Annotated in this window: 18 protein-coding genes and 3 riboswitches; all 18 genes read right to left on the reverse strand. The window is 38.2% G+C overall.

What is annotated here, in order from left to right:
* Positions 1-210: hypothetical protein (locus Q7J41_RS05140; protein WP_304885878.1), on the reverse strand; the 210-nt coding region annotated here is incomplete at its 3' end.
* Positions 211-222: 12 nt separating this feature from the next.
* Positions 223-297: riboswitch (cyclic di-GMP riboswitch) on the reverse strand.
* Positions 298-329: 32 nt separating this feature from the next.
* Positions 330-405, reverse strand: a riboswitch (cyclic di-GMP riboswitch).
* Positions 406-470: 65 nt separating this feature from the next.
* A riboswitch (cyclic di-GMP riboswitch) is annotated at positions 471-546 on the reverse strand.
* 444 nt (positions 547-990) lie between these two features.
* The gene (locus tag Q7J41_RS05145; RefSeq protein WP_304885880.1) at positions 991-1710 is read right to left on the reverse strand and encodes a WbqC family protein; all 720 of its coding nucleotides are present in this window, start codon (positions 1708-1710) and stop codon (positions 991-993) included.
* Between the two features lie 58 nt (positions 1711-1768).
* The gene (locus Q7J41_RS05150; RefSeq protein WP_304885882.1) at positions 1769-3229 is read right to left on the reverse strand and encodes a lipopolysaccharide biosynthesis protein; all 1461 of its coding nucleotides are present in this window, start codon (positions 3227-3229) and stop codon (positions 1769-1771) included.
* A gap of 20 nt (positions 3230-3249) precedes the next feature.
* A complete protein-coding gene (locus tag Q7J41_RS05155; RefSeq protein WP_304885884.1) occupies positions 3250-4740 on the reverse strand; it encodes a lipopolysaccharide biosynthesis protein in 1491 nt (496 codons plus the stop codon).
* A 151-nt stretch (positions 4741-4891) separates the two neighbouring features.
* Positions 4892-5992 carry a DegT/DnrJ/EryC1/StrS aminotransferase family protein gene (locus tag Q7J41_RS05160; protein WP_304885886.1) on the reverse strand — a complete coding sequence of 367 codons (1101 nt, stop codon included), beginning with the start codon at positions 5990-5992 and terminating at the stop codon, positions 4892-4894.
* 254 nt (positions 5993-6246) lie between these two features.
* On the reverse strand, positions 6247-7995 hold the full coding sequence (locus Q7J41_RS05165; protein ID WP_304885888.1) for a glycosyltransferase: 1749 nt from the start codon (positions 7993-7995) through the stop codon (positions 6247-6249).
* Positions 7985-9319 carry an O-antigen ligase gene (locus tag Q7J41_RS05170; RefSeq protein WP_304885890.1) on the reverse strand — a complete coding sequence of 445 codons (1335 nt, stop codon included), beginning with the start codon at positions 9317-9319 and terminating at the stop codon, positions 7985-7987. Before Q7J41_RS05170 ends, Q7J41_RS05165 begins: the two co-directional genes overlap by 11 nt.
* The gene (locus Q7J41_RS05175; RefSeq protein WP_304885892.1) at positions 9297-10481 is read right to left on the reverse strand and encodes a glycosyltransferase family 4 protein; all 1185 of its coding nucleotides are present in this window, start codon (positions 10479-10481) and stop codon (positions 9297-9299) included. Before Q7J41_RS05175 ends, Q7J41_RS05170 begins: the two co-directional genes overlap by 23 nt.
* Before the next feature lie 24 nt (positions 10482-10505).
* Positions 10506-11609, reverse strand: coding sequence for a glycosyltransferase family 4 protein (locus Q7J41_RS05180; RefSeq protein ID WP_304885894.1), 1104 nt, complete (start codon positions 11607-11609; stop codon positions 10506-10508).
* A gap of 12 nt (positions 11610-11621) precedes the next feature.
* On the reverse strand, positions 11622-12743 hold the full coding sequence (locus tag Q7J41_RS05185; protein WP_304885896.1) for a DegT/DnrJ/EryC1/StrS aminotransferase family protein: 1122 nt from the start codon (positions 12741-12743) through the stop codon (positions 11622-11624).
* A gap of 29 nt (positions 12744-12772) precedes the next feature.
* Positions 12773-13333, reverse strand: coding sequence for an N-acetyltransferase (locus tag Q7J41_RS05190; protein ID WP_304885899.1), 561 nt, complete (start codon positions 13331-13333; stop codon positions 12773-12775).
* Positions 13330-14412 carry a Gfo/Idh/MocA family protein gene (locus Q7J41_RS05195; RefSeq protein WP_304885901.1) on the reverse strand — a complete coding sequence of 361 codons (1083 nt, stop codon included), beginning with the start codon at positions 14410-14412 and terminating at the stop codon, positions 13330-13332. Before Q7J41_RS05195 ends, Q7J41_RS05190 begins: the two co-directional genes overlap by 4 nt.
* Before the next feature lie 12 nt (positions 14413-14424).
* Complete coding sequence (locus Q7J41_RS05200; protein ID WP_304885903.1) at positions 14425-15729, reverse strand: nucleotide sugar dehydrogenase; 1305 nt, start codon at positions 15727-15729, stop codon at positions 14425-14427.
* Between the two features lie 14 nt (positions 15730-15743).
* Positions 15744-16997: a glycosyltransferase family 4 protein gene (locus Q7J41_RS05205; protein WP_304886041.1), complete on the reverse strand. Its 1254-nt coding sequence runs from the start codon at positions 16995-16997 to the stop codon at positions 15744-15746.
* Positions 16997-17617, reverse strand: coding sequence for an acetyltransferase (locus Q7J41_RS05210; RefSeq protein WP_304885905.1), 621 nt, complete (start codon positions 17615-17617; stop codon positions 16997-16999). Before Q7J41_RS05210 ends, Q7J41_RS05205 begins: the two co-directional genes overlap by 1 nt.
* A 65-nt stretch (positions 17618-17682) precedes the next feature.
* The gene (locus Q7J41_RS05215; protein ID WP_304886043.1) at positions 17683-18297 is read right to left on the reverse strand and encodes a sugar transferase; all 615 of its coding nucleotides are present in this window, start codon (positions 18295-18297) and stop codon (positions 17683-17685) included.
* The gene (locus Q7J41_RS05220) at positions 18290-19411 is read right to left on the reverse strand and encodes a DegT/DnrJ/EryC1/StrS aminotransferase family protein (protein ID WP_304885907.1); all 1122 of its coding nucleotides are present in this window, start codon (positions 19409-19411) and stop codon (positions 18290-18292) included. The genes Q7J41_RS05215 and Q7J41_RS05220 overlap by 8 nt, the downstream gene beginning before the upstream one ends.
* A 98-nt stretch (positions 19412-19509) precedes the next feature.
* The gene (locus Q7J41_RS05225; RefSeq protein WP_304885909.1) at positions 19510-20757 is read right to left on the reverse strand and encodes a glycosyl hydrolase family 28-related protein; all 1248 of its coding nucleotides are present in this window, start codon (positions 20755-20757) and stop codon (positions 19510-19512) included.

Consider the following 20757-nt stretch of genomic DNA (forward strand, 5'->3'; position numbering starts at 1 on the left):
AACTACTGGTTCTGTAACTACTGGTTCTGTAACTACTGGTTCTGTAACTACTGGTTCTGTAACTACTGGTTCTGTAACTACTGGTTCTGTAACTACTGGTGGTGTTACTACTGGCGTTTTCGGATGTTTAACCTTTGCAAATACTCCATTTACAGGCATAACACTAAATAACACAAATAATGTGACTAAAAAAACAGATATTTTTTTCATGATGGTATTCCTTTCGGTAGCTGGCTGCCATTTTACAGGCCCTTAGCTTTGCGTCCCAACTTTTCAATTGGTTTGCCATTTCGTTGAATAACGATGAATTGCAAATAAAAAACTCCCCGTTCGGTAACTGGCTGCCATTTTACAGGCCCTCTAGCTTTGCGTCCCTATTTTTCAACAGGTTTGCCTTTATCGTTGGAAAGTTATTCCACGATAGATATTAAATTGGGTTCTTTAACATTGTTTTAGTATGATACCTTCCTTTCGGTAGCTGGCTGCCATTTTACAGGCCCTCTAACTTTGCGTCTCTGACTTTCACCAGATTTGCTTTTATCGTAGAAAACAAATCAACACATGAACTACTCAGCGAGCAGTAACTAATTGACTAACAAAGTTCTTTCCTTAAACAGTATGCCTTTGAACAGAATTATTATTGTCAAAATTACTTTTAATAGATAAATATTCGAATATTAAGTTATTTAATTTTCTTATAGTCACTGTATCACACATCCATAATTTAGTCAATACATTTTCACATTTTTTATAACATTTCATAACTACCCTTCATGGATACAGGATATTGATATTGTTAAGTATTCTTATCAATATCTTGTATGTGATTTTATGGATTGTTAGTCTTGACACGCAAATCACTTTCTCTCATTCGATATTTAGAACCCTTTAAGCCCCTAGCACGAGAATATTTCCAGTTTTGGAAAATGGTCACAAAAGCGGTATTGCATAGCCGATCGCAATGAATTCCTTTATCAGTCATAGAAATAACTAATCCCTGCCATCAATTAGGTCATATTCTGTTAGCAGTGCTTTAATCTCCTTCCTGGAATTAAACATCATCACATCAATGATCGATAAATTCGGAACAAATTTATTGTTATATTGCCGATACTTAAGCGTTTCTCTTGTTTTTATGAACTTTAAGAGTATATTGTTATTTTTAAATTTTTTTGCTGAATATAAATCCATTCCACCGATCAGGTTAATATATCGATCCGCTTTCAATTCTTTGCATACATAAATTACTGATTCCTGATACTCCATTTCAGGTGATAGATTAAGTGACGACTCTACAATAATTTCCGTTTTTATATCCAGATAAAAACAAATTTCTTTGATACTATTATGTAAATACTCAGCTACATTATAATTTTCAAAACGCATTATCTTTTCAATAAGGGGATAGATGTTTGTGAACTCTGGTGCCTTTCGATAAGAATTCACTATTTTGTTCAGAAATGTGATCCTCCGCTTTGAGCCAGCTTGATTTTCAAAACTCCGTTCATATATTTTCAGATACGTACTATCTCGATTTAGTGGTAATGTGATCATTGACGGTTCTCCATTTAATAATATCCGGTTTCTGTTTATCCATCCTTTTTTTATAAACTGCACATCATCCGCTATAACAAAATAATCTGAACAATTAATCATTTGATAGTATCCAATGTAGGGGAATAAATAAGGTTGCATTATTGAAATATCCATTCTGATTCCTCACTTTTTAATCCTGACCGCACTTTTTAATATTTTTCCGATAATTATCTTATTTACGCTTCTTTCTATTATCGAACAACTCTTTCGCCGTTATCATTAAGTAAGATAAGCATTCAAAATTTAATATTTTTGCCATTCCAAAATAGATTAAGACTCCAACACATACCTGAATTGTCAATGTTAATCCGGGATTCATATTAAACCATGAAAAACAATAGATAATCGCCCCCATTGCCAGGGACAATAAAAGCGACGGCATTACATCCTTCAACTGTTGTATGTAACTGTAATTTAACAACTTTTTATTGGGATAGGCATTAATAAATGAACACGCAACGCTGCTTAAAAACATCCCGGCGGCAATGGCATAGATGCCATAATATAGCGATATTCCCAGTATTGCAAGACTAACGATATTTTTAACAATTTCCAGCTTTAAAAATATATCACTGCGTCCTAAGGCATTAATTGCCTGAAGATTTGCTGTGTGTATTGGCCATAAGGCAACCGCTGCACAGGAAATCTGCAAAAATGGAACGCTGGGCAGCCATTTATCAGTCAATAGAATTTTAACAAGGGGCTCTGCTACTACAGCCAGTCCAACCATCATCGGAAAGATAAAAAAAGCACTGGTCACAATCGCTCTTCTGACCATTTCCTTGACACGGTGTAGGTTATCTTGTTTGAGCGCCAGAGCCGGAAATATAACCGACTGAATTGATCCGTTAATATTTGAAACAATCAGTGATGGAAATTGCTGCCCACGGTTAAAATAACCCAACATCGCCGGATTGTAAATTTTTGCTATAAATAAGCTCTGGATATTGTTATATAGCATATTAATGAGTGCCGAAACTAATAGTTTCCAACCAAATGAAAAAAGACCTTTCAAACTTTCTAAGGAAAAAAGATAACCTGGCCGCCACCTTACTGTAAACCACAGAATCGATGCCACCATCAATTGATTTGTTAGCTGTTGGGCTACCAGTGCCCATGCACCAAACCCATTGTAAGCCATCGCAATACCGACGATTCCTGAAACCACAACCGCACCCAGACTACTGTAAAACAATTTTCTGAACTCCAGATTTCTAGCGATAACGGCATTTTGAATTGAATTCAAACCGCCTAAAAACAATGTTATCGACAAGACTCGAAGCAACGGTATGAGCATTGTATTTTCAAAAAATTCGGCAATCAGTGGTGCCGAAACAAACAAGATCGTATAGAATAACCCAGCTACCACTAAACTTAAAAAAAACACGGATGAAAAATCAGTTTCATTTACATCCTTCTTTTGGATAAGTGCTGTATTAAATCCATATTGAACAAACACATTGGCAAATGAGATAAAAATTGCAATTATGGCAATTGTGCCATATTCTTCTGGTAATATGAGGCGTGCCAGAGCAATTTGAACAATAAATTGTATTCCCTGAGTTCCTAGTCGCTCCATAAATTTCCAGAACAAAGATGAAATCACTTTAGATTTTATTTGCTTATCGTCCATAATCCTTCTTCCAGGTTCAATTATTTGGTATTCTTATTCTTAGGCACAAGCTTATTGATCGTTTGATCTCTTACAATACTAATAAAACCCTTGAAATCTTCAGGCATATATTTAATAATAAAGAACTTAAAAGCAAACAGATACATCAAGCCGACTGCTAAAGTCATTACAATCAGTCTGACCAGAGCATAGGGTAAAGTTGCTACAGGACTACTTATCAGAAAGCTGATGCCCCCAATGACTGCACTGACAAGAATTATCGGGGTTAAATACCCTAATAATTCTCTCATTTTCAATTCAACCAAATGCCCAATCAGCAACGTCATAATAAAATAGTTGATGATAATTGCAATTGTTGTTGTCACTGCAACCCCGACGATTCCCCATTCTTTACCAATATATGCCCCCCCAATAACCAGTGATGCATACACAATTTGTACCCATAGCCGTTTATAGACCGCTCCCAACGAACGTACCAGAGCGTCCCCAATTTTATATGCCATTCTAAAAAATAAGCTGATAATCAGTATTTTAAAGGGGAGGATGGTTTCAACCCATTTCGAACCCAAAACCACTTGAACTAAATCAGACCCCATCGTTAATGATATAATCGTAATTGGAAAAGCCAGAATTGCAATCAATGCTGTTAAATTCATTACGACATAGCGGATTTTTTCATGTTCATCCTGATACATGGCCAAAAGTGGAAACAAAACCCGTTCCATCACTGTGGCAATCAGATTTGTGGGTACCAGTAACAATTGATAGGCTCGATTATAAAATCCTAAAGCTGCACTTCCAAGCGTTTGACTCACGACAAAATAATCCCCCTGATTGGCAATATTATTAAATACCTTCGAAAGTGCGTATCCGGTTCCAAAATTAAGCAGTTCTTTTGCCGATCCTTTTTCAATTTTTAATTTAAATTTGATGGGCTTATTGACTATTGACAGTACCGTTTGTATCACAACGCTGATAATCTGGGCAAACACAAGCGACCATGCACCAAATCCATTAAAGGCAAGTATGATTGCAACGGCTCCATTCACAACAGCCGCCACCGTATTTATGATGCTGATGACTTTAAATCGCATTTCTTTTTGAAGCAATGCTTCTGACACCCCTGAAATGCTATGAACAACAAATACGATCGAAAGAACCCGCAACATAGTAATATTATCTGATCCGACAATCCCGGCGATAAAGGATGCAAAAATGAAGATGGTCACATAAATAATGAGGCCCAGTATTAAGTTTAGGGTATTCCCTGTTGCGATATAGTCGTCTGACAACTGTTTTTTCTGGACGATGGCGCTTCCCACTCCCATCATCCAGAATATTTCTGCAAAACTGATGATGATCTGAATCGTTGCGACCTGACCAAATTCTTTTGGTAGTAATAATCTTGACAAAATCATTGTGATCAACAACCTGATCACAACACTCGCCAATCCCATGATTGTCATCCAGTAAACGCCTAAAAAGGCCTTATCTTTGTTGGATTCCTTCATCCCCTGTTACCCGCTTTCACTTAGCAATTCCCACTAATTAAAAAGTTCATCTTCTTTTAATACAACAATATTTTCTCAAGCAATTATAAACGAATCATTTTCCTTGCTAAAATTTCGTTCTACCGTTGATTAGCGTACAGAATTGCCTTGTTTATAATCGTGTCTCGATTATAGAGCAAATACGATCAACCTGTTTCAACTCTAAATCAGCGTAAAGTGGCAAAGTCAAAACCCGATCAGCAATATATTTTGCTATTGGGGTAAGATTGGAATTAAATCGATTGGCATAGCACTGATAGTCAGTCGTAAGTGGATAAAAGTATTTTCTGGGAATAATATTATTGAGTTCCAGCTCATCGAAAACACAATCCCGTAAATTAACTTCTCCACTGAATACTACCGGTAAGTAAGCATAGTTACTTTTAACACCAACTTGTGGTTTGACTAACTTAATCCCTTTGACATTCCCCAAATTCTCTTTGTACCGTTTAACTACTTGCTGACGCTTGATAATTTCTGTATCGATATGACGGAGATTACAAATTCCCATTGCTGCCTGAAACTCATTCATCTTTGCATTACCACCGACAAACTCCACTGACTCCGGTCCAGTAATCCCGAAATTTTTGAGAAAGTAGAGGACTTTTTTCAGTTCCCTATTATTGTAGGTAACGGCACCACCTTCGATGGTATTAAAAACCTTTGTAGCATGAAAACTAAAGCTTGACGCATCACCAAAATTACCGATGCCGATACTGTTTACCGTTACTCCAAACGCATGGGCTGCATCATAGATCACCTTCAAATTATATTTTTGAGCAATCTTTTCGATAGTTTCTATATCACATACGTTTCCATACAGATGAACGGGAACAATTGCACAGGTTTTTTCGGTAATTAAACTTTCAATTTTTCCTACATCGATATTATAATCGTCCTCATTGATATCACAAAATACTGGGTCTAGACCATTTCTGACGATCGCATGGGTGGTTGACGCAAAGGTAAAAGGAGTCGTAATCACCTCTCCCTGGAGATCGAAGGCGGCAATAGCGCATTCAAGCGCAAGGTGACCGTTTGCTAGTAGTGTAACCATTTCTACATTCAAATAGTTTCTTAAACATTTTGCGAATTCCTTATGTTTTACGCCCATATTTGTCAGCCAGTGCGTGTCCCAAAGCTCTTTTATTTCCGCCACAAACTCTTCGAATTCTGGCATCGATGACCGTGTTACGTTGATTTGGTCTTTCATGTCAAGTCTCCTTTCACTTCGTAGTCAAACCATCCCGATGATTTAGCACAGCTTGTATCAAATCCCAGTTTTCAAACAAAGCACTCCAATTCGCAATCATTTTAGGAACCTCCTTGCTTTATCCAGAATCTAAGAAACTCATCTCGTGAAATAACAATAGCGCCTATACTTTTATATGCTCTATCGGCAAATTTCACACTCCATAATGGCGAAGTTCATTTCTAATAATCTACTTGATAATCCGACATATCAGTTCACTTCAGTTTATACTTTTTCCGCAGCTTTTTATAGCCTCTTACTGACCGTGGAAAGTACTGTTTAATCAATATCTTGGTTTTTTCCCTTTTTTTCAGGTTTTTAAAAATTGTTTTGAATTTGCCTTCCTTTAATGCTTCAAATCGTTCTTGCGCAATCATAATTTTAAACTGGTTTATATTATTTTTGTTGTTTATTGCTTCCTCATACTGATAATTCGTGTGCTGATTAAGATGCTCCAACATTATTTCAGTATTATTAACGTGTTTGATTATTTTTTCAAGACTTGACTGTTCTGTATTTGTCCAGGAGCCACTAACACCTTTCCGATATGCCGCCATGTATTCATCGATATAATAAACTTTTCCTTTTAAAGCAAGGTAAATAGCTAAGGGATAATCCGTTACTGGTGCCTTTTTATAAAAATCTGGTTTATTGGTATCTAAATAACGCGGATACATCATCGTATTTGTTGCAAATAATCCGCCACCGCCTTCAATTACTTCTCCGATTGCAAATATTTTATTCCCCACATGTGGTCGTATCGGTTTTATCTTTCTGCCGTACACGTTGACAATATATGCAGCATGAACACAAAGTGTACAATCAGAATGAGCCTCCATATAATCAACTTGTTTCTGAAGTTTAAGTGGATCTGTCCAATAATCATCACCTTCGCACAAAGCAATATACTTTCCAGTTGCTCTTTCGGTGTTCAGATCATCAACATCAACATCTTTTGAATAAAGATTCTCCTTTTGATAGATCGGTTTTATTAAATCAGGATATTTTCGTTCATATTCGCAGATAATTTCTGCAGTTTTGTCTGTCGATGCATCGTCATGGATCAATATCTCGTAGTCAAAGTTAGTTTTTTGCATAATAAAACTATCTAAAGCTTCGGCTATATATTTCTCATGATTATAGGTGATGCAATTCACACTGACCATTACTTTATTTTTCATAAGCAAGACCTCTGATTTAGGTAATTCACCTCTTAAATCATCGATATAGGATAATCTGGATCTGTTATTAGGCCATTGCTTTCGAACTTTCATTATAAAACCTTCTATCAGCAACACGTTTTCCTCGATACACGCCTGGGTATTCACGTCAATACTCTCCAACTCCAGTTCTTCAATAATCTTTCTGATTTTATTAAAATTATTTTGCTGGATGGTTAAAGTATGTATGGCGTTTTCTTCATTTAGCTTCTGTATCCGTGAAATATTTCCTTTTCGCTGAGTCAATCGCTTAAAAGACTCTTTGATATCAAGATCAACATTGACAATGAATATGCCCAGATCTTTCTTTTTCGCATATCTAATTAATTTTTTGACATATTTGTCCGCAATCAGCTCAGACTCGTAAAGCATAGAAATAATTTGTTGAGCAATTCCCTGATCAACTAAAATAACTTCTTCGCTATTGTCCCGGCTTTTTTTTTGATAAAAATCAAAAAGCACAACTAAAGAAATCACCCTTAACCAGTTTTCTTGGTTGAGTTTTTTATTTGTAATCAGATACATCAATGCTAAATACCCTATTTTAAAACTTGAAGGTTTTATCCTAAAAAGATACAGCAGCAGATGTTTTAATTTTTTTTTGGTTGGTTTCTTAATTACCTGATGATAGGATTCAACTTGGTAATTCGCACTTTTCATGTCCGTAATCACCCTGTTTGACAGCGTTGTTTTTCCCGAACCGGGAATTCCGTTAAACTCCAGAAATATTATTTTATTTTTCATCTGCAGCTCCATTTCGAGGTATTCGCAAATTATCAACATTATTATAATCAGCCATAATCAGTGCGCAGATTATCAAATAAAAAATGAAATTTTCTCTAAAAAATAAATTTATCCCAAACCCTCGAAAAATTAATGCTGCTAAAGGCAAAAGACATAGCATTCGACCTTTGACTTTCATCGAAAACGGTTTGAAAATTGAGTTCAAGACATTAAAATATAGGATTGTTCCAATGATCCCCAAATGCACTAAGAGTTCGAGGAAGAAATTATGTGCCTGTCTTAAATTATAAGCCTCAACCGAGTAGCCCACTCCCATCAGAAAAATTCGCCAGTCACTAAAATACAAGCTTAAATAATCTGACCAGATATCTGAACGACCCGTAGTAAGATCCGATAGGCTCTGATCAACAAAACTACCGATTCCCAATCGTTGGTAATAAATATCCATATAAGGTAGATTGCTAATTTCAGTAATAATAAATAATGTCAGTGCGATAAAAAAGATACCTCTTAAAATAACATTGACATCAAAGGATAATTTCGACAATTGAACGATCTTGAAAATTAAATAGAGTAAGAATACCACGCCCATTGCGAGCATAAAAGATAAGCTTAACGATAATATTCCAAATCCTAATAAAATTATCACTAAAACATAGTCATACCACTGATGTTTTTTCATGCCGATCATATATAATAACGCAGCAATTGCAATCGTTATGTCCATGGTATAGAAGTTTGGATTTGTCTGAATTCCTGCAAATCTGCCAATTACATCACCATCTTCCAATTTAATCCGGGTTTCTCGCATAAAACCGCTTAGACCAGGTATTAACTCGCTAAAAGACCCTAAAATTGATGCAATTATGATGCCGGCTACAAAAAACATCAATAATTTCCGCACATCAATATTTTCCTTAGTATTCATTACTAAAAATGCCAACACAAAATAAATAACCAGCTCCACCAGCTTTACCAAACTTGGGTCCCCTGTATTAAGCAGGGAAAAAATAATAAGTGCGAGAATCGCTAGGATTTGATAGAGTGTTATCTTGGTTTTCTGATTCAAAAAAAGCATCCTGAGGATGTACACCGCAATGAGAACATTAAAAAAAGTATTCCCCCCTGGCGCTAATTTCATGATTGGAGAAAATGGCAGCATAAAAAACAAACCATAAATCCCTTCCGCCCCACTGATAAAGATGTAGCTACTGGCAATGATAATTCCAATCATCAAAAATAGAACATTCGATAGACCGAGAATAATAAATGTCAGTGCCAAACCTAATATCACTATCGAATTAGTTGATTTCCTGGTTATCATTTTGAACCTCTTTTTCGTCATTAATCGCATTGTTAATAAACCCCAATATCTTTTCAGCGCGATTATTGATATGATATTCTTGTGACTGCGCCAAAGCACTTGTTGCCATTCTTTTACGCTGATTTTCATCATTTTTTAAAGTTCTGATTGCTCCAGCTATGGCTACAATATCCATGCTATCGACCCGGATGGCATAAAGATCATTTAAGATATCATCATTAAAACTGAGATCGGAAGAAATAATCGGCAATCCACAGGCCATTGCTTCAAGAATCGCATTACTGCATCCCTCAGCCAGGGTTGGCAAAACAAACGCATCTGTACAGTTTAAATATTCACAGATCTGATTGTGAGGGAGTTTGCCCATAAACACAATTTCATCACCTGTTGGTGTGAGATCCCCCGATCCAATGAAAATTGCTTTCGTCTGTTCCACTTGTTTCACTGCTTCCGATAAACGTAAAATACCCTTGCGTTGATCAAATGAACCCATGAATGAAACAATAAAATCATCCGCACTGAATCCCAGTTTATTTCTGATTTCACGTTTATCGATTTTGTAGAATTTTTCCGGGTCAATGGCGTTTGGAATTACGATCATCTTATTTCGCGAAGCAAGTTTCAGTTCAATGCTTTCGTCCATATTTTTGGTTGATACACAGATCACACCATTTATATCAGCAAGGGATTTTTGAATCGTTTTGCGGGTAAAGAGACTTTCCACCCAAATCTTACTTTCACCTGTTGCCACAAAAAAAGGAATCTCATACATTTTACTGATTATACCAGCTGTTACACCAGAATGCCAAAAATGAGCATAGATAATATCAGGCCGTGGCCTAATTTTTGAAAAAACACGAATAACTGCTTTTTGGGCAAAGAGTGCCGAAAGGTTCCTTCCAAAAATCTTAAGATTTGAAAACGACAGTACGCGGGGCTGATAAACATCCACCCATACCCCTTCTTTTACATAATCCTGCCAAAATTGAGGCCGGGCTGATTTTTTTTTCAGTAGCTTTTTTGAGATACTTTGTGGTGCGATTACTGAACATGGATATCCCCGCTCGGCAATTGAGCAGACCAGCTCTCTCACAAAGGTATAAACCGGATCATTCTGTGTCGGGTAGTTTGGTACAACAAAACAGATATGTTTTTTTTGCATGATGGCCTCCCCCCTTCATCAAAATCATTTTTGCCCGATCGCTTCATATATTTTTTTGTATTCCCGGCAAATATCAGACCAGCAGAATTTTCGGGCATTCGTTACAGCATTTTGCGACAAATCATTGTAGTGATTTTTTATTTGGATTATCTTATCGGCAATGTCTTCAACGTCGAAACAATTTACCGCAAACCCTACTTCCCCATCGGAAAATTGACCATCAAAACCTTGTCCTTTTGTATAAATCACTGGTAATCCCTGACTCATTGCTTCGGGATAAACCAGTCCAAAGGTCTCCGTAATCGAAGGCATCACAAATATGTCATTGCTTCGATAAATCTCAATCAACTTCTCTTTGGAACAATGCGAAATATATTGGATAAAATCTTCCTTTTCAATTTGCTCAAACATTGACTTGTCGTTGACTTTACCAACTACCGTAAATGTCACATCATATCCCTGAAGAATCAATCGTTTAATCGCTTTGATGGTTGCTGGAATATTCTTTCTTTTATTGATTAAGCCAACAAATAACAAGTTCAGCCTGTTATTGTCTTGACTTATTTTGGGAGCCCCCAGATTATCAAGCCAGAATTTATCAATGCCATTGGGAATAACTGCGCATTTGGCGAGAATCTCATCTTGCAAATGCGCTGGTAGATATTTTTTAATCACGGCATCGCGATATGTTGTTGACAGAAAAATTATCTGGGAAGCTTCTTTCAAAATATTAATCCCGAGTTTTCGCAGCCAGATCATCTGTTTAAAAAACACATTTGCATCGGTATCCCGCACTGCAACGATATAGGGAATGCCAAAGTCCTTTTTTATCCGCATGGCGATGTAGCCATTGGAAAATAATGAATGGGCATGAACCACCGTATAATCATCAAGTCGGTATGTTTTTTTTATGTCCCGATATATTTTTGTGTGTTTTAAATGGAATAAATAGCGATCGTATTTTTTATGGTTAACGCTGATTGTTGTATAGTTTCCCAGATCACGATTGACCGCAATCGGCGTCGGAACATAAACATCGATGGCCATTCCTGTTCGTATCTGTTCGTCATACAAATGCTTATAAAAAAATCCTTGGGCATAATAGGAATTCACATGTAAAACATTCATCTCCCGGATCCTCTAACGATTCAGAATCAAACTGCAAACTTCATCGATTTCTTCCTCACTCAGATAGGGATGCATCGGTAATGATAAGACCGTGTCACAAAGCTGATTAACGACCTGATAGTCGGACTCATCATACTCCCGATTGTTAAAAGCTTCCTGTCGGTGCATTGGTTTTGAATAGTAAATCATACTCGGAATCTTATGCTCGCTTAATTTGGTTTTTAGGGCGTCGCGTTCAGATTTATTGTTTAGTTTAATGGTGTATTGAGCAAAGCTGGAGTAATAACCCGTCGGCATCACCGGGATTCCGACAGCTCCGGCCAATTTTTTGTTATAGAGACGATAGATTTTATTAATATCCTCAAGTTCATGTTCAATAAATACGGTTAGTTTGACATTTAACACCGCTGCCTGAATGGTGTCCAACCGTGAATTTAGTCCAATCCTGACGTTATCATACTTATTTATTCCTTTACCATGAACCTTATAGGAATTAAGCAGACTGGCTAATTGATCGTCATTCGTAAAAATCGCACCGCCATCGCCATAGCAACCGAGTGGCTTGGCCGGAAAAAATGATGTTGTGGCAGCATGACCAAAACTACCGGCCTTCTGACCGTTAATGCTACCACCAAAACCCTGGGCTGCATCTTCCAAAACGAGCAGATTGTATTTTTCGGCAATCCGGCCAATCTCATTATGATCTGCCGGCAGACCAAATAGATCAACTGGAATAATAGCTTTTGGTTTGAGTTCACCTTTTTTTATTACCCTTTGAATGGCTTTTTCTAATTTTATCGTGTCGATATTAAAGGTATGTGGATCGACGTCAACAAATATCGGTGTTGCGCCTCTTAAAGAAACCACTTCACCCGTTGAAAAGAAAGTAAAATCCGGTACAAAGATCGCGTCATCTTTTTCAATTCCCCAGGCCATCAACACCAATGTCATGGCTTCTGTGCCATTGGCGCAGGAAATGCAATGTTTGACGCCAACGTATTCAGCCAGCCGTTCTTCTAAAATTCGAATTTCCGCGCCACTGACAAAGTCAGCCTTTTCCAGAACTTTTTGAATGGCGCCATCAATTTCATGTCTATATTTTTGATACTGGGTTTTTAAATCTCTGAATTCCACTGAAGTCACTCTCCATTCCCATTATTCGTTTACTTTTCAATTAATTGATTATTCTCCAGGCGGTATGTTCTTCCACAAACTTCACAGGCAAGTCCCTCTTTTAATGGTGTTCCGCATTCACAAACCCAGCCGATTTGTTTTGCCGGCACTCCTGCCATCAGTGCATAGTCTTTAACATCTTTGGTTACCACTGCCCCAGAAGCAATCATTGCCCAGCGGCCGATGGTGTTACCACAAACGATGGTCGCATTTGCGCCAATTGATGCCCCATAGCTCACCAGGGTCTTTTTAAAACCACCCGGACCTTTGGGATATTTACTTCGTGGGGTTAGGTCGTTTGTAAAAACCATTGACGGTCCACAAAAAGCATAATCTTCCAGTTCGACCCCTTCATATACCGACACATTGTTCTGAATTTTTACCCCATTGCCAATTTTTACGCGACTGCTAATATTGACATTTTGACCGAGTGAACAATTTTCGCCAATATTTGCTCCTTCTTGTACGTGGCAAAAATGCCAGACCTTTGTTCCTTCACCAATTTTAACGTCATTATCGATATAGCTGCTTTCATGGACAAAATAGCTCATTTTTCAAATCTCCCTTTAAAATCTGTGGTACTGCATTTTTCCAATGGCAACTTGATCCGTTGACCTTCTGCGGCCGATTTGTAGATTGCCAGAATAAGTTCCACTGCTCTGCGACCGTCTTCCGCTGTGATCGATGGTTCCCGGTCATTTATAATCGCATCAATAACATCGGCATAATAAGGTGTATGTCCGTAGCCATAGACATTGGGAGGATTCTTGCTGAACCGTTCTTTAACTTCCCCGGAGTCATCCAGGGTGTCAGAAAATTGCCATTCTTCAATAATGTTGACCGACTGACCGGCTGCTTTGACCGTTCCCTTTTCGCCAAACAAGTAAAGTGTTTCTTCCAGATTTTCGGGGTAAATTGTCGTCGTTCCTTCAACAACTCCATAACTGCCATTAGCAAAACGGATCAGGGCGATCCCAAAGTCTTCCGCTTCGATATAGGGATGATTGAGATTATCCGTCATCCCCACCACTTCAATAATATCATCCCCCAACATCCATCTCAGCAGATCGATGTTGTGAATGCATTGATTCATCAGGGCGCCACCATCGTGTTCCCAGGTCCCCCGCCATTTCGATCCAGCATAGTATTCACTACCGCGGTTCCAGCGGATATGGGCGGTCCCGTAAAATAGTTTCCCAAAACGTTTTTGATCCAGGGCTTCTCTAATTTTAATGACTGACTGATTAAAACGGTTCTGGTGACAGGCGCTGACTTTGACATTTTTTTCTTTAGATCGCTTGATGATTTCATCTGCTTCTTCAAGCGATAGGGCAATTGGTTTTTCAATGATCAAATTGCAGCCAGCCTCAATAAAATCCAGCGCGATCGATCCATGCTTGCCATTTTCCGTACAGATCGCTGCCAGATCCAGCTTTTCATTTTGTATTAACGCTTGATGATCGGTATACTGATGGATTGTTTCCGGCAAGTCAAATTTTGTGATCAGTGTATTCATACTATCCGGATAGACATCACATAACGCGACAATATCAAGATCATTGGCCCGGGCGGCAGCAATATGATTGGCCGATATTTTTCCGCATCCGATTAATGCATATTTTAAACCCAAGGTGACACCTCCTTAAAGCAGTTCAATATTTTCTCTATCTTCAATGTTTTTCATGGCATTTTTTGTATCAAAAATAAGTTTAGCATGTTTTTGGATAGTACTATAATCAATATTTGTATGAGCGGTGGTGACAATGACCAGGTCAGCCGACTCGATGAGTTCGCTGGTTAGTTCCAGCTCGCCTTTGCGTATTTTTCCATGTTCCTGAAATTCTGGTACAAATGAATCATAATAAACGACATAGGCACCTTCTTTTTCGATTTCGTCCATTAATTTTATTGCCGGACTTTCCCGATAATCTCCAATATCCTGCTTATATGCGACGCCAAGAAAAAGAATTTTCGAGTCTTTTAGAGTTTTGTTATGGTGATTTAAAATTTTACTGGCTCGTTCAGCGCAATACTCGGGCATCCGGTCGTTAACCATCATTGACGATTCAATCATTGATGTGTGAAACCCGTATTCACGAGCTTTCCAGGAAAGATAGTAAGGATCCAGTGGAATACAATGGCCGCCGACACCTGGTCCCGGATAAAAAGCCTGAAATCCATAGGGTTTTGATTTGGCGGCATCAATGACCTCCCAGATACTGATTCCCATTTTGTGGCACAGCATAGCCAGCTCATTCACCAGACCAATATTAATATTTCGATACGTGTTTTCAAGTATCTTTTCCATTTCTGCTACGGCCGGTGATGAAACCCGATAAATGGGGGCTTGTAAAATACTCTCATACATTGCCGCTGCCACTTCTGTACACTGAGGGGTGATGCCACCGGTCACCTTTGGGGTGTTTTTCGTTTTGTAAATCAGGTTTCCGGGATCAACCCGTTCAGGTGAAAAGGCAAGATAGAAATCTTCACCGCATTTTAATCCGGACGACTCGAAAATTGGTTTAAGCAGTTCTTCGGTCGTTCCGGGATAGGTGGTCGATTCAAGGACGATCAACATTTCTTTGTGCATGTATGGAACAATACTCTCTGCTGAAGACTTGACATAACTAATATCTGGCTGTTGATGCTCATCGAGGGGGGTTGGCACGCAAATGCAGACGCAATCGGCGGTGGCTACCTTGGAGAAATCCGTTGTCGCTGAAAGCCGACCCGACTTCACAATTTTTTCAAGATCTTCATTCACCACATCCCCAATATAATTGATGCCGGCATTTACCATGTCAACTTTTTCTTTTTGCACATCAAAGCCAATGGTTGTAAAACCCGCTTTCGCTTTCTCCACTGCCAGTGGAAGCCCTACATAACCAAGACCGACCACACCTAATATTGCTGTTTTAGAAATTAATTTGTCTTTGATCGTCATTTTTATAACTCCCTTTAAATTAATTCGATAAGTTTATCTGTTAATCGTTGATAATCATAATCATTTGCAGCCATTATGGCATTTCTACAGTATTGTTCATATTGATTTTTGGGCATATTACTGAACTCGATAATAGTTTTGGCTAATTGTTCTGGATCAGCGTGATCAACTACCATTCCGCAATTGTACCTTTTTATGAGATCATAACCAAACTGACAGTCAGAAACCGTCGGTTTTCCACTGGCAAAATACTCAAACATTTTATTGAGGCTTGCCCCATATTTTTTTATCTGATTGTCCTCAAAGTGGATGATATTGAGATTTGACTTGCTTAAGACATAAGGAATTCTATTTTTATTGACATAGCCTTTAAACACAACGTTATTAATATTATTCTCTTTACAGAAGTCTTCCAGATTTTTTCGATCACTGCCATCTCCATAAATCAGGAAGATGATCGCATTGGGCGAATCTTTTTTGACTACTTGAGCTGCATTAACAATGGTTTTGACGTTATTTACAAGTCGAATTGATCCGGTATAGATCACTTTAAAGGTTTTTTCATTGTCTAAATCCAGATCTTCAAATTTATAAACCTTTTCATTTTCCTTAAAAGCATCCAGATCAACACCATTATTAATATGATGAACTTTTTGGAGATCAATCGAACCACCCTGCTGTTTGTTCCACCCTTGTTCAATGATGTAATCCGAGCCACCTTCCATGGTAAAGATAAGTTTGTCAGCTCTTTCATAAATCCATCTTTCACCGCAATAAAGGATTTTTGCAATAAAACTGGTTCGCTTTAAACCACCATAGGTAACAATACTTTCTGGCCAGAGATCCCGCACTTCACAAATACATGGAACTTTAAACTTTTTTGCCATCTGAATGCCAGCAATCAGTGTGAGGGGATGAACACTTGACGCCAGGATTAGATCCGGTTTCCCATTTATTTGGGCGTATTCTTTCGCAACCGGGAACAGATTTTTATAAAAAGTCAGCATATTATACAGTCTTTTTTTAGCATTTCCAACGTAATCAGGGGTTTTTACAATCACAAACGTGATCTCATCGATTGTATCGACTAAATATTTTTTATTCATGATTTCAATGTTTTCATTTGAAAAATGATTGGTTGAGGCGCAGAAAATGATGGGGTTATAACCTCTTTTGAGTAGATTTTCGGCAAAAGAGTAATGTCGGCCAGCACGATCCTTATACATACTTGTGGCATAGTGGTTCCAAATCCAGACCGTTTTTTTCATCACCGGATACTCCTTGCCGGAACTCCCACATAGGTTCCCGATTCGGTTATGTCGTTTACCACGACCGCCCCGGCACCAATTTTACAATTTCCGGTAATGGTCAAATTGTTGCTGACGATCCCGCCAATTCCAACCCAGGTTTTTTTACCAACCTCCACCATCCCGGCCAGATGCGCCCCGGGTGATACATGAACAAAGTCTGCAAGGCGATTATCGTGATCTACTGTTGCCGCAGTATTGATAATACAGCCTTTGCCAATTCGAGTGTCGCTGTTGATTACGACACCGGCCATAATCACCGTTCCGATACCAACTTCCACCGCTGACCCAACAATCGCTGAAGGATGGATTAAGAGTGGTGGCTTTATCCCAGCTGACTCGAGATTATTTTGAACATTCTCTCTAATTTCATTGTTTCCAACAGCGACAAAAATATCTGCTTCATTTGCAAATTTAAAGGCATCCTCTGTTTTTCCTACAACACTAAATCCCATACACTCAGTAATTAATGGATCATCATCGAGAAATGCGATATTTTTCCACTTATTCATTTTAATTGCAATATCAATGACAACTTTTCCGTGTCCACTTGCTCCGATGATCAATAATTTTTTCTTCACAATGCCATGTCCCCTTTCGATTAGTATCGTGAAATTTTTAGCGTCTTCTTAATTTGCTATTTTTCTTAATCGTCAACTCTTGTTCCCTGAAATAACTCCATTGTTGTCGATGCATTCGCATTAATTCCCTCTCGTTTGAAGACCTTTTTTAACGTTAATAGGATAATCTTCCAATCCCCCACAAAACTGATTGCGTCTACATACTCGATATCAAGGTCGAATTTCGCTTCCCAGCTAATGGCATTCCGTCCATTTACCTGAGCCAAGCCGGACAACCCAGGCTTGACCTCATGTCGTCTTTTTTGTTTTTCATTGTAAAGGGGCAAGTATTGCACCAGTAATGGTCTCGGCCCAATAACAGCCATATCGCCTTTAACCACATTTACAAGTTCCGGCAGCTCATCCAGACTGGTGGATCTTAGAAAATTACCAAACTTGGTCAGTCGTTTATCATCTGGCAATAGTTCTCCTTTTTCATCCCGCTGATCGGTCATGGTTCTAAACTTATACAAGGTAAATATATTTTCATTCAAGCCCGGTCTTTGTTGTTTAAATAATACCGGACGACCCAATTTTTTTCTGATCATCAAAACTAAAACAAAATATACTGGTGAGAGGACAATGATTGCTATCAACGATAAACAAAAATCCATCGGTCTCTTTATAAATCTTTTATACATCATCACTGAACAATCCTTTAATAATCTGACAGATTCGTTTCTGATCTGCGTCTGTCATCTTCGTATCAGAGGGCAAACAAACACCTGACTTAAACAGCTTTTCCGATACAGTTCCGCCAATATAATCACACCAATTAAAAAATGGTTGCTGATGCATCGGTTTCCAGATCGGTCGGGACTCAATGTTTTCTTCTTCCAGAGCATCCATTATAACCAGCGGTTTTATTGAGCCATCTAAGGTTATACAGCTCAACCAATAATTTGGCTCATTCCAATGATTGACCGGCATAAACTGGATTCCTGACAATTGACCTAATTCTCTTTTGTAAAACTCAAAGATACTTTTCTTCTTCGCAACTCTTTGATCCAGTATTTTTAACTGCCCTCGGCCAATACCAGCTGAAACATTGCTCATCCGGTAATTGAAACCTAACTCACTGTGCTGGTAGTGCCTGGCCGGATCTCTTGATTGGGTCGACCAGAATCGCACTTTTTCAATTTTGTCTTGATTGTCTGAAACCAACATACCACCACCAGAAGTGGTTATAATCTTATTTCCATTAAAACTAAAGACCCCATATTCTCCGAAAGTTCCCGTTTGTCTGCCTTTGTATAGGGTTCCCAGAGATTCAGCCGCATCCTCAATAACCACGACACCATGGCGATTGCAGATTTCCATGATTTTATCCAAATCAGCTGATAGTCCGTAAAGATGAACTACAATCACCGCTTTTGCATTGGGATATTTCTGAAAAGCTTCTTCCAAGGCAATCGGACACATGTTCCAGGTTTCTTCGTCACTATCGATAAATACTGGAACCGCCTTTTCATAAATAATCGGATTTACGGTTGCTGAAAATGTGAGAGATGGACAAAAGACAATGTCGCCTTCCCCAACACCAACCGCTCTCAATGCCAGATGAATCGCTGCTGTCCCGGTATTCACAGCCGCTGCATGTTTAACTCCAACTTTTGACGCAAATTCCTTTTCAAATTCATTAACGTTCGGCCCCAGCGGTGCGATCCAATTGGTGGCAAATGCTTCTTTGATATATTCCATTTCAAATCCTTCATCACTCATGTGCGGTGATGCCAGATAGATTTTCTCTGCCATTGTTGTCGTCCTCCTAAAACATCGCTAATTGGTGTGATACTATTTCTAAGATGCCATTATCTGATCCTCTTTTATAATTTTTCTATTCCTTAATGAAATTATTCAATACTCAGATTCTTTATTTTTGCGGTGCTGTTTACGCTGTATAAGGGAATATTTTTAACATTATTATCTTCAAATGAAGATAATCTCAGATCTTCAATATTTCCTATCAACAAACACAGGGATTCTGTTATATCGCTGGCATCAATTGTAACATTTGAAATTGCCGATTGCCTGACATTTTCAATGCTAAAACCGCCATGGTCAATCTCATTTGATTTTGATCCGCTGATGCTCACCCCATCAATGTTTAGTTCAGATGCTTCGTTAATTTTAAACCCCAAGCTGCTCCCTTCAATAACCAAGCCAGATATTGTTATGTTTTTGGCGCCACTATTGATATGAACGCCGACAACGCTATCTTTGATGCGGCAGTCTTTAAACACCATGTTTTCAGGCGGATTATTATACTGTGGATTTCCAGCAATTGCTATTCCTCCTCCAGACGCATTATTGAACTCAACATTTTTAAAATAAAAATTACTGTTGTCACCTCTCAGATATGCGGAATGCAACCATTTCGTTCCTCCTTCATTTGAATTCAGGACACTGTCAACCATACTAAAGCCATTGGTACCAGAAATCTGTATTGGCATCCCAGAATGGTTTATTTTTAAATTACTTACTTTGATATCCTTATTTTTCAGATTACCAGCTTGGGATATTTTCAAGCCAACATAGACATTATCCATCAAAACATCATTAATTTTTATTGTCTCGACACCTTGAAAGTATATTCCCTGAACATTGCTGACCATACTATTTTCATAATAATCAACACCTGCAATTGTATTCTCTGATTTTAACGTCAGCCCTTCAATTGAAACATTTGAAATGGTGTCATCGGGATTTGACCAAAGTATATTTCTGATTGTGTCTTCTTCAGGAGCCATAAATAATATTGCTCCATAGCCGCTGATATGCGTATCTTTATTTATTATTAATTGTTTCGTGATAAGATACGGCTCATCCGATTCTGGGATCACTAACAGTGCGTTTTCTTTACTTGAGTCATCAATTGCATTTTGTAAGGCCGTTGTGTCATCAGATAATCCGTCTCCTTTTGCTCCGTAATCTTTTGCATTTATTTTTCTATCAGTTGGTACTAGAACGTCTTTTATTTGATTTGGATTTGTAGAAAGCTTTTCTGTTGAGTCCAATTTTCCGGGACTTATAAAGTTAAAAGCAAAAACACTTACACTGATCACTGCCAATATTAACACTGATATCATTAGCTTACCCAT

Origin of the sequence: Acetobacterium sp. (assembly GCF_030652775.1) — a bacterium.
Lineage (GTDB): Bacteria > Bacillota > Clostridia > Eubacteriales > Eubacteriaceae > Acetobacterium.

What these genes read in the sequence shown, in the direction of transcription:
- Q7J41_RS05145 (WP_304885880.1), bottom strand. Translation starts at nt 1,710, where the DNA reads ATGGATATTTCAATAATGCAACCTTATTTATTCCCCTACATTGGATAC.
- Q7J41_RS05150 (WP_304885882.1), bottom strand. Translation starts at nt 3,229, where the DNA reads ATGGACGATAAGCAAATAAAATCTAAAGTGATTTCATCTTTGTTCTGG.
- Q7J41_RS05155 (WP_304885884.1), bottom strand. Translation starts at nt 4,740, where the DNA reads ATGAAGGAATCCAACAAAGATAAGGCCTTTTTAGGCGTTTACTGGATG.
- Q7J41_RS05160 (WP_304885886.1), bottom strand. Translation starts at nt 5,992, where the DNA reads ATGAAAGACCAAATCAACGTAACACGGTCATCGATGCCAGAATTCGAA.
- Q7J41_RS05165 (WP_304885888.1), bottom strand. Translation starts at nt 7,995, where the DNA reads ATGAAAAATAAAATAATATTTCTGGAGTTTAACGGAATTCCCGGTTCG.
- Q7J41_RS05170 (WP_304885890.1), bottom strand. Translation starts at nt 9,319, where the DNA reads ATGATAACCAGGAAATCAACTAATTCGATAGTGATATTAGGTTTGGCA.
- Q7J41_RS05175 (WP_304885892.1), bottom strand. Translation starts at nt 10,481, where the DNA reads ATGCAAAAAAAACATATCTGTTTTGTTGTACCAAACTACCCGACACAG.
- Q7J41_RS05180 (WP_304885894.1), bottom strand. Translation starts at nt 11,609, where the DNA reads ATGAATGTTTTACATGTGAATTCCTATTATGCCCAAGGATTTTTTTAT.
- Q7J41_RS05190 (WP_304885899.1), bottom strand. Translation starts at nt 13,333, where the DNA reads ATGAGCTATTTTGTCCATGAAAGCAGCTATATCGATAATGACGTTAAA.
- Q7J41_RS05200 (WP_304885903.1), bottom strand. Translation starts at nt 15,729, where the DNA reads ATGACGATCAAAGACAAATTAATTTCTAAAACAGCAATATTAGGTGTG.
- Q7J41_RS05205 (WP_304886041.1), bottom strand. Translation starts at nt 16,997, where the DNA reads ATGAAAAAAACGGTCTGGATTTGGAACCACTATGCCACAAGTATGTAT.
- Q7J41_RS05215 (WP_304886043.1), bottom strand. Translation starts at nt 18,297, where the DNA reads ATGTATAAAAGATTTATAAAGAGACCGATGGATTTTTGTTTATCGTTG.
- Q7J41_RS05220 (WP_304885907.1), bottom strand. Translation starts at nt 19,411, where the DNA reads ATGGCAGAGAAAATCTATCTGGCATCACCGCACATGAGTGATGAAGGA.
- Q7J41_RS05225 (WP_304885909.1), bottom strand. Translation starts at nt 20,757, where the DNA reads ATGGGTAAGCTAATGATATCAGTGTTAATATTGGCAGTGATCAGTGTA.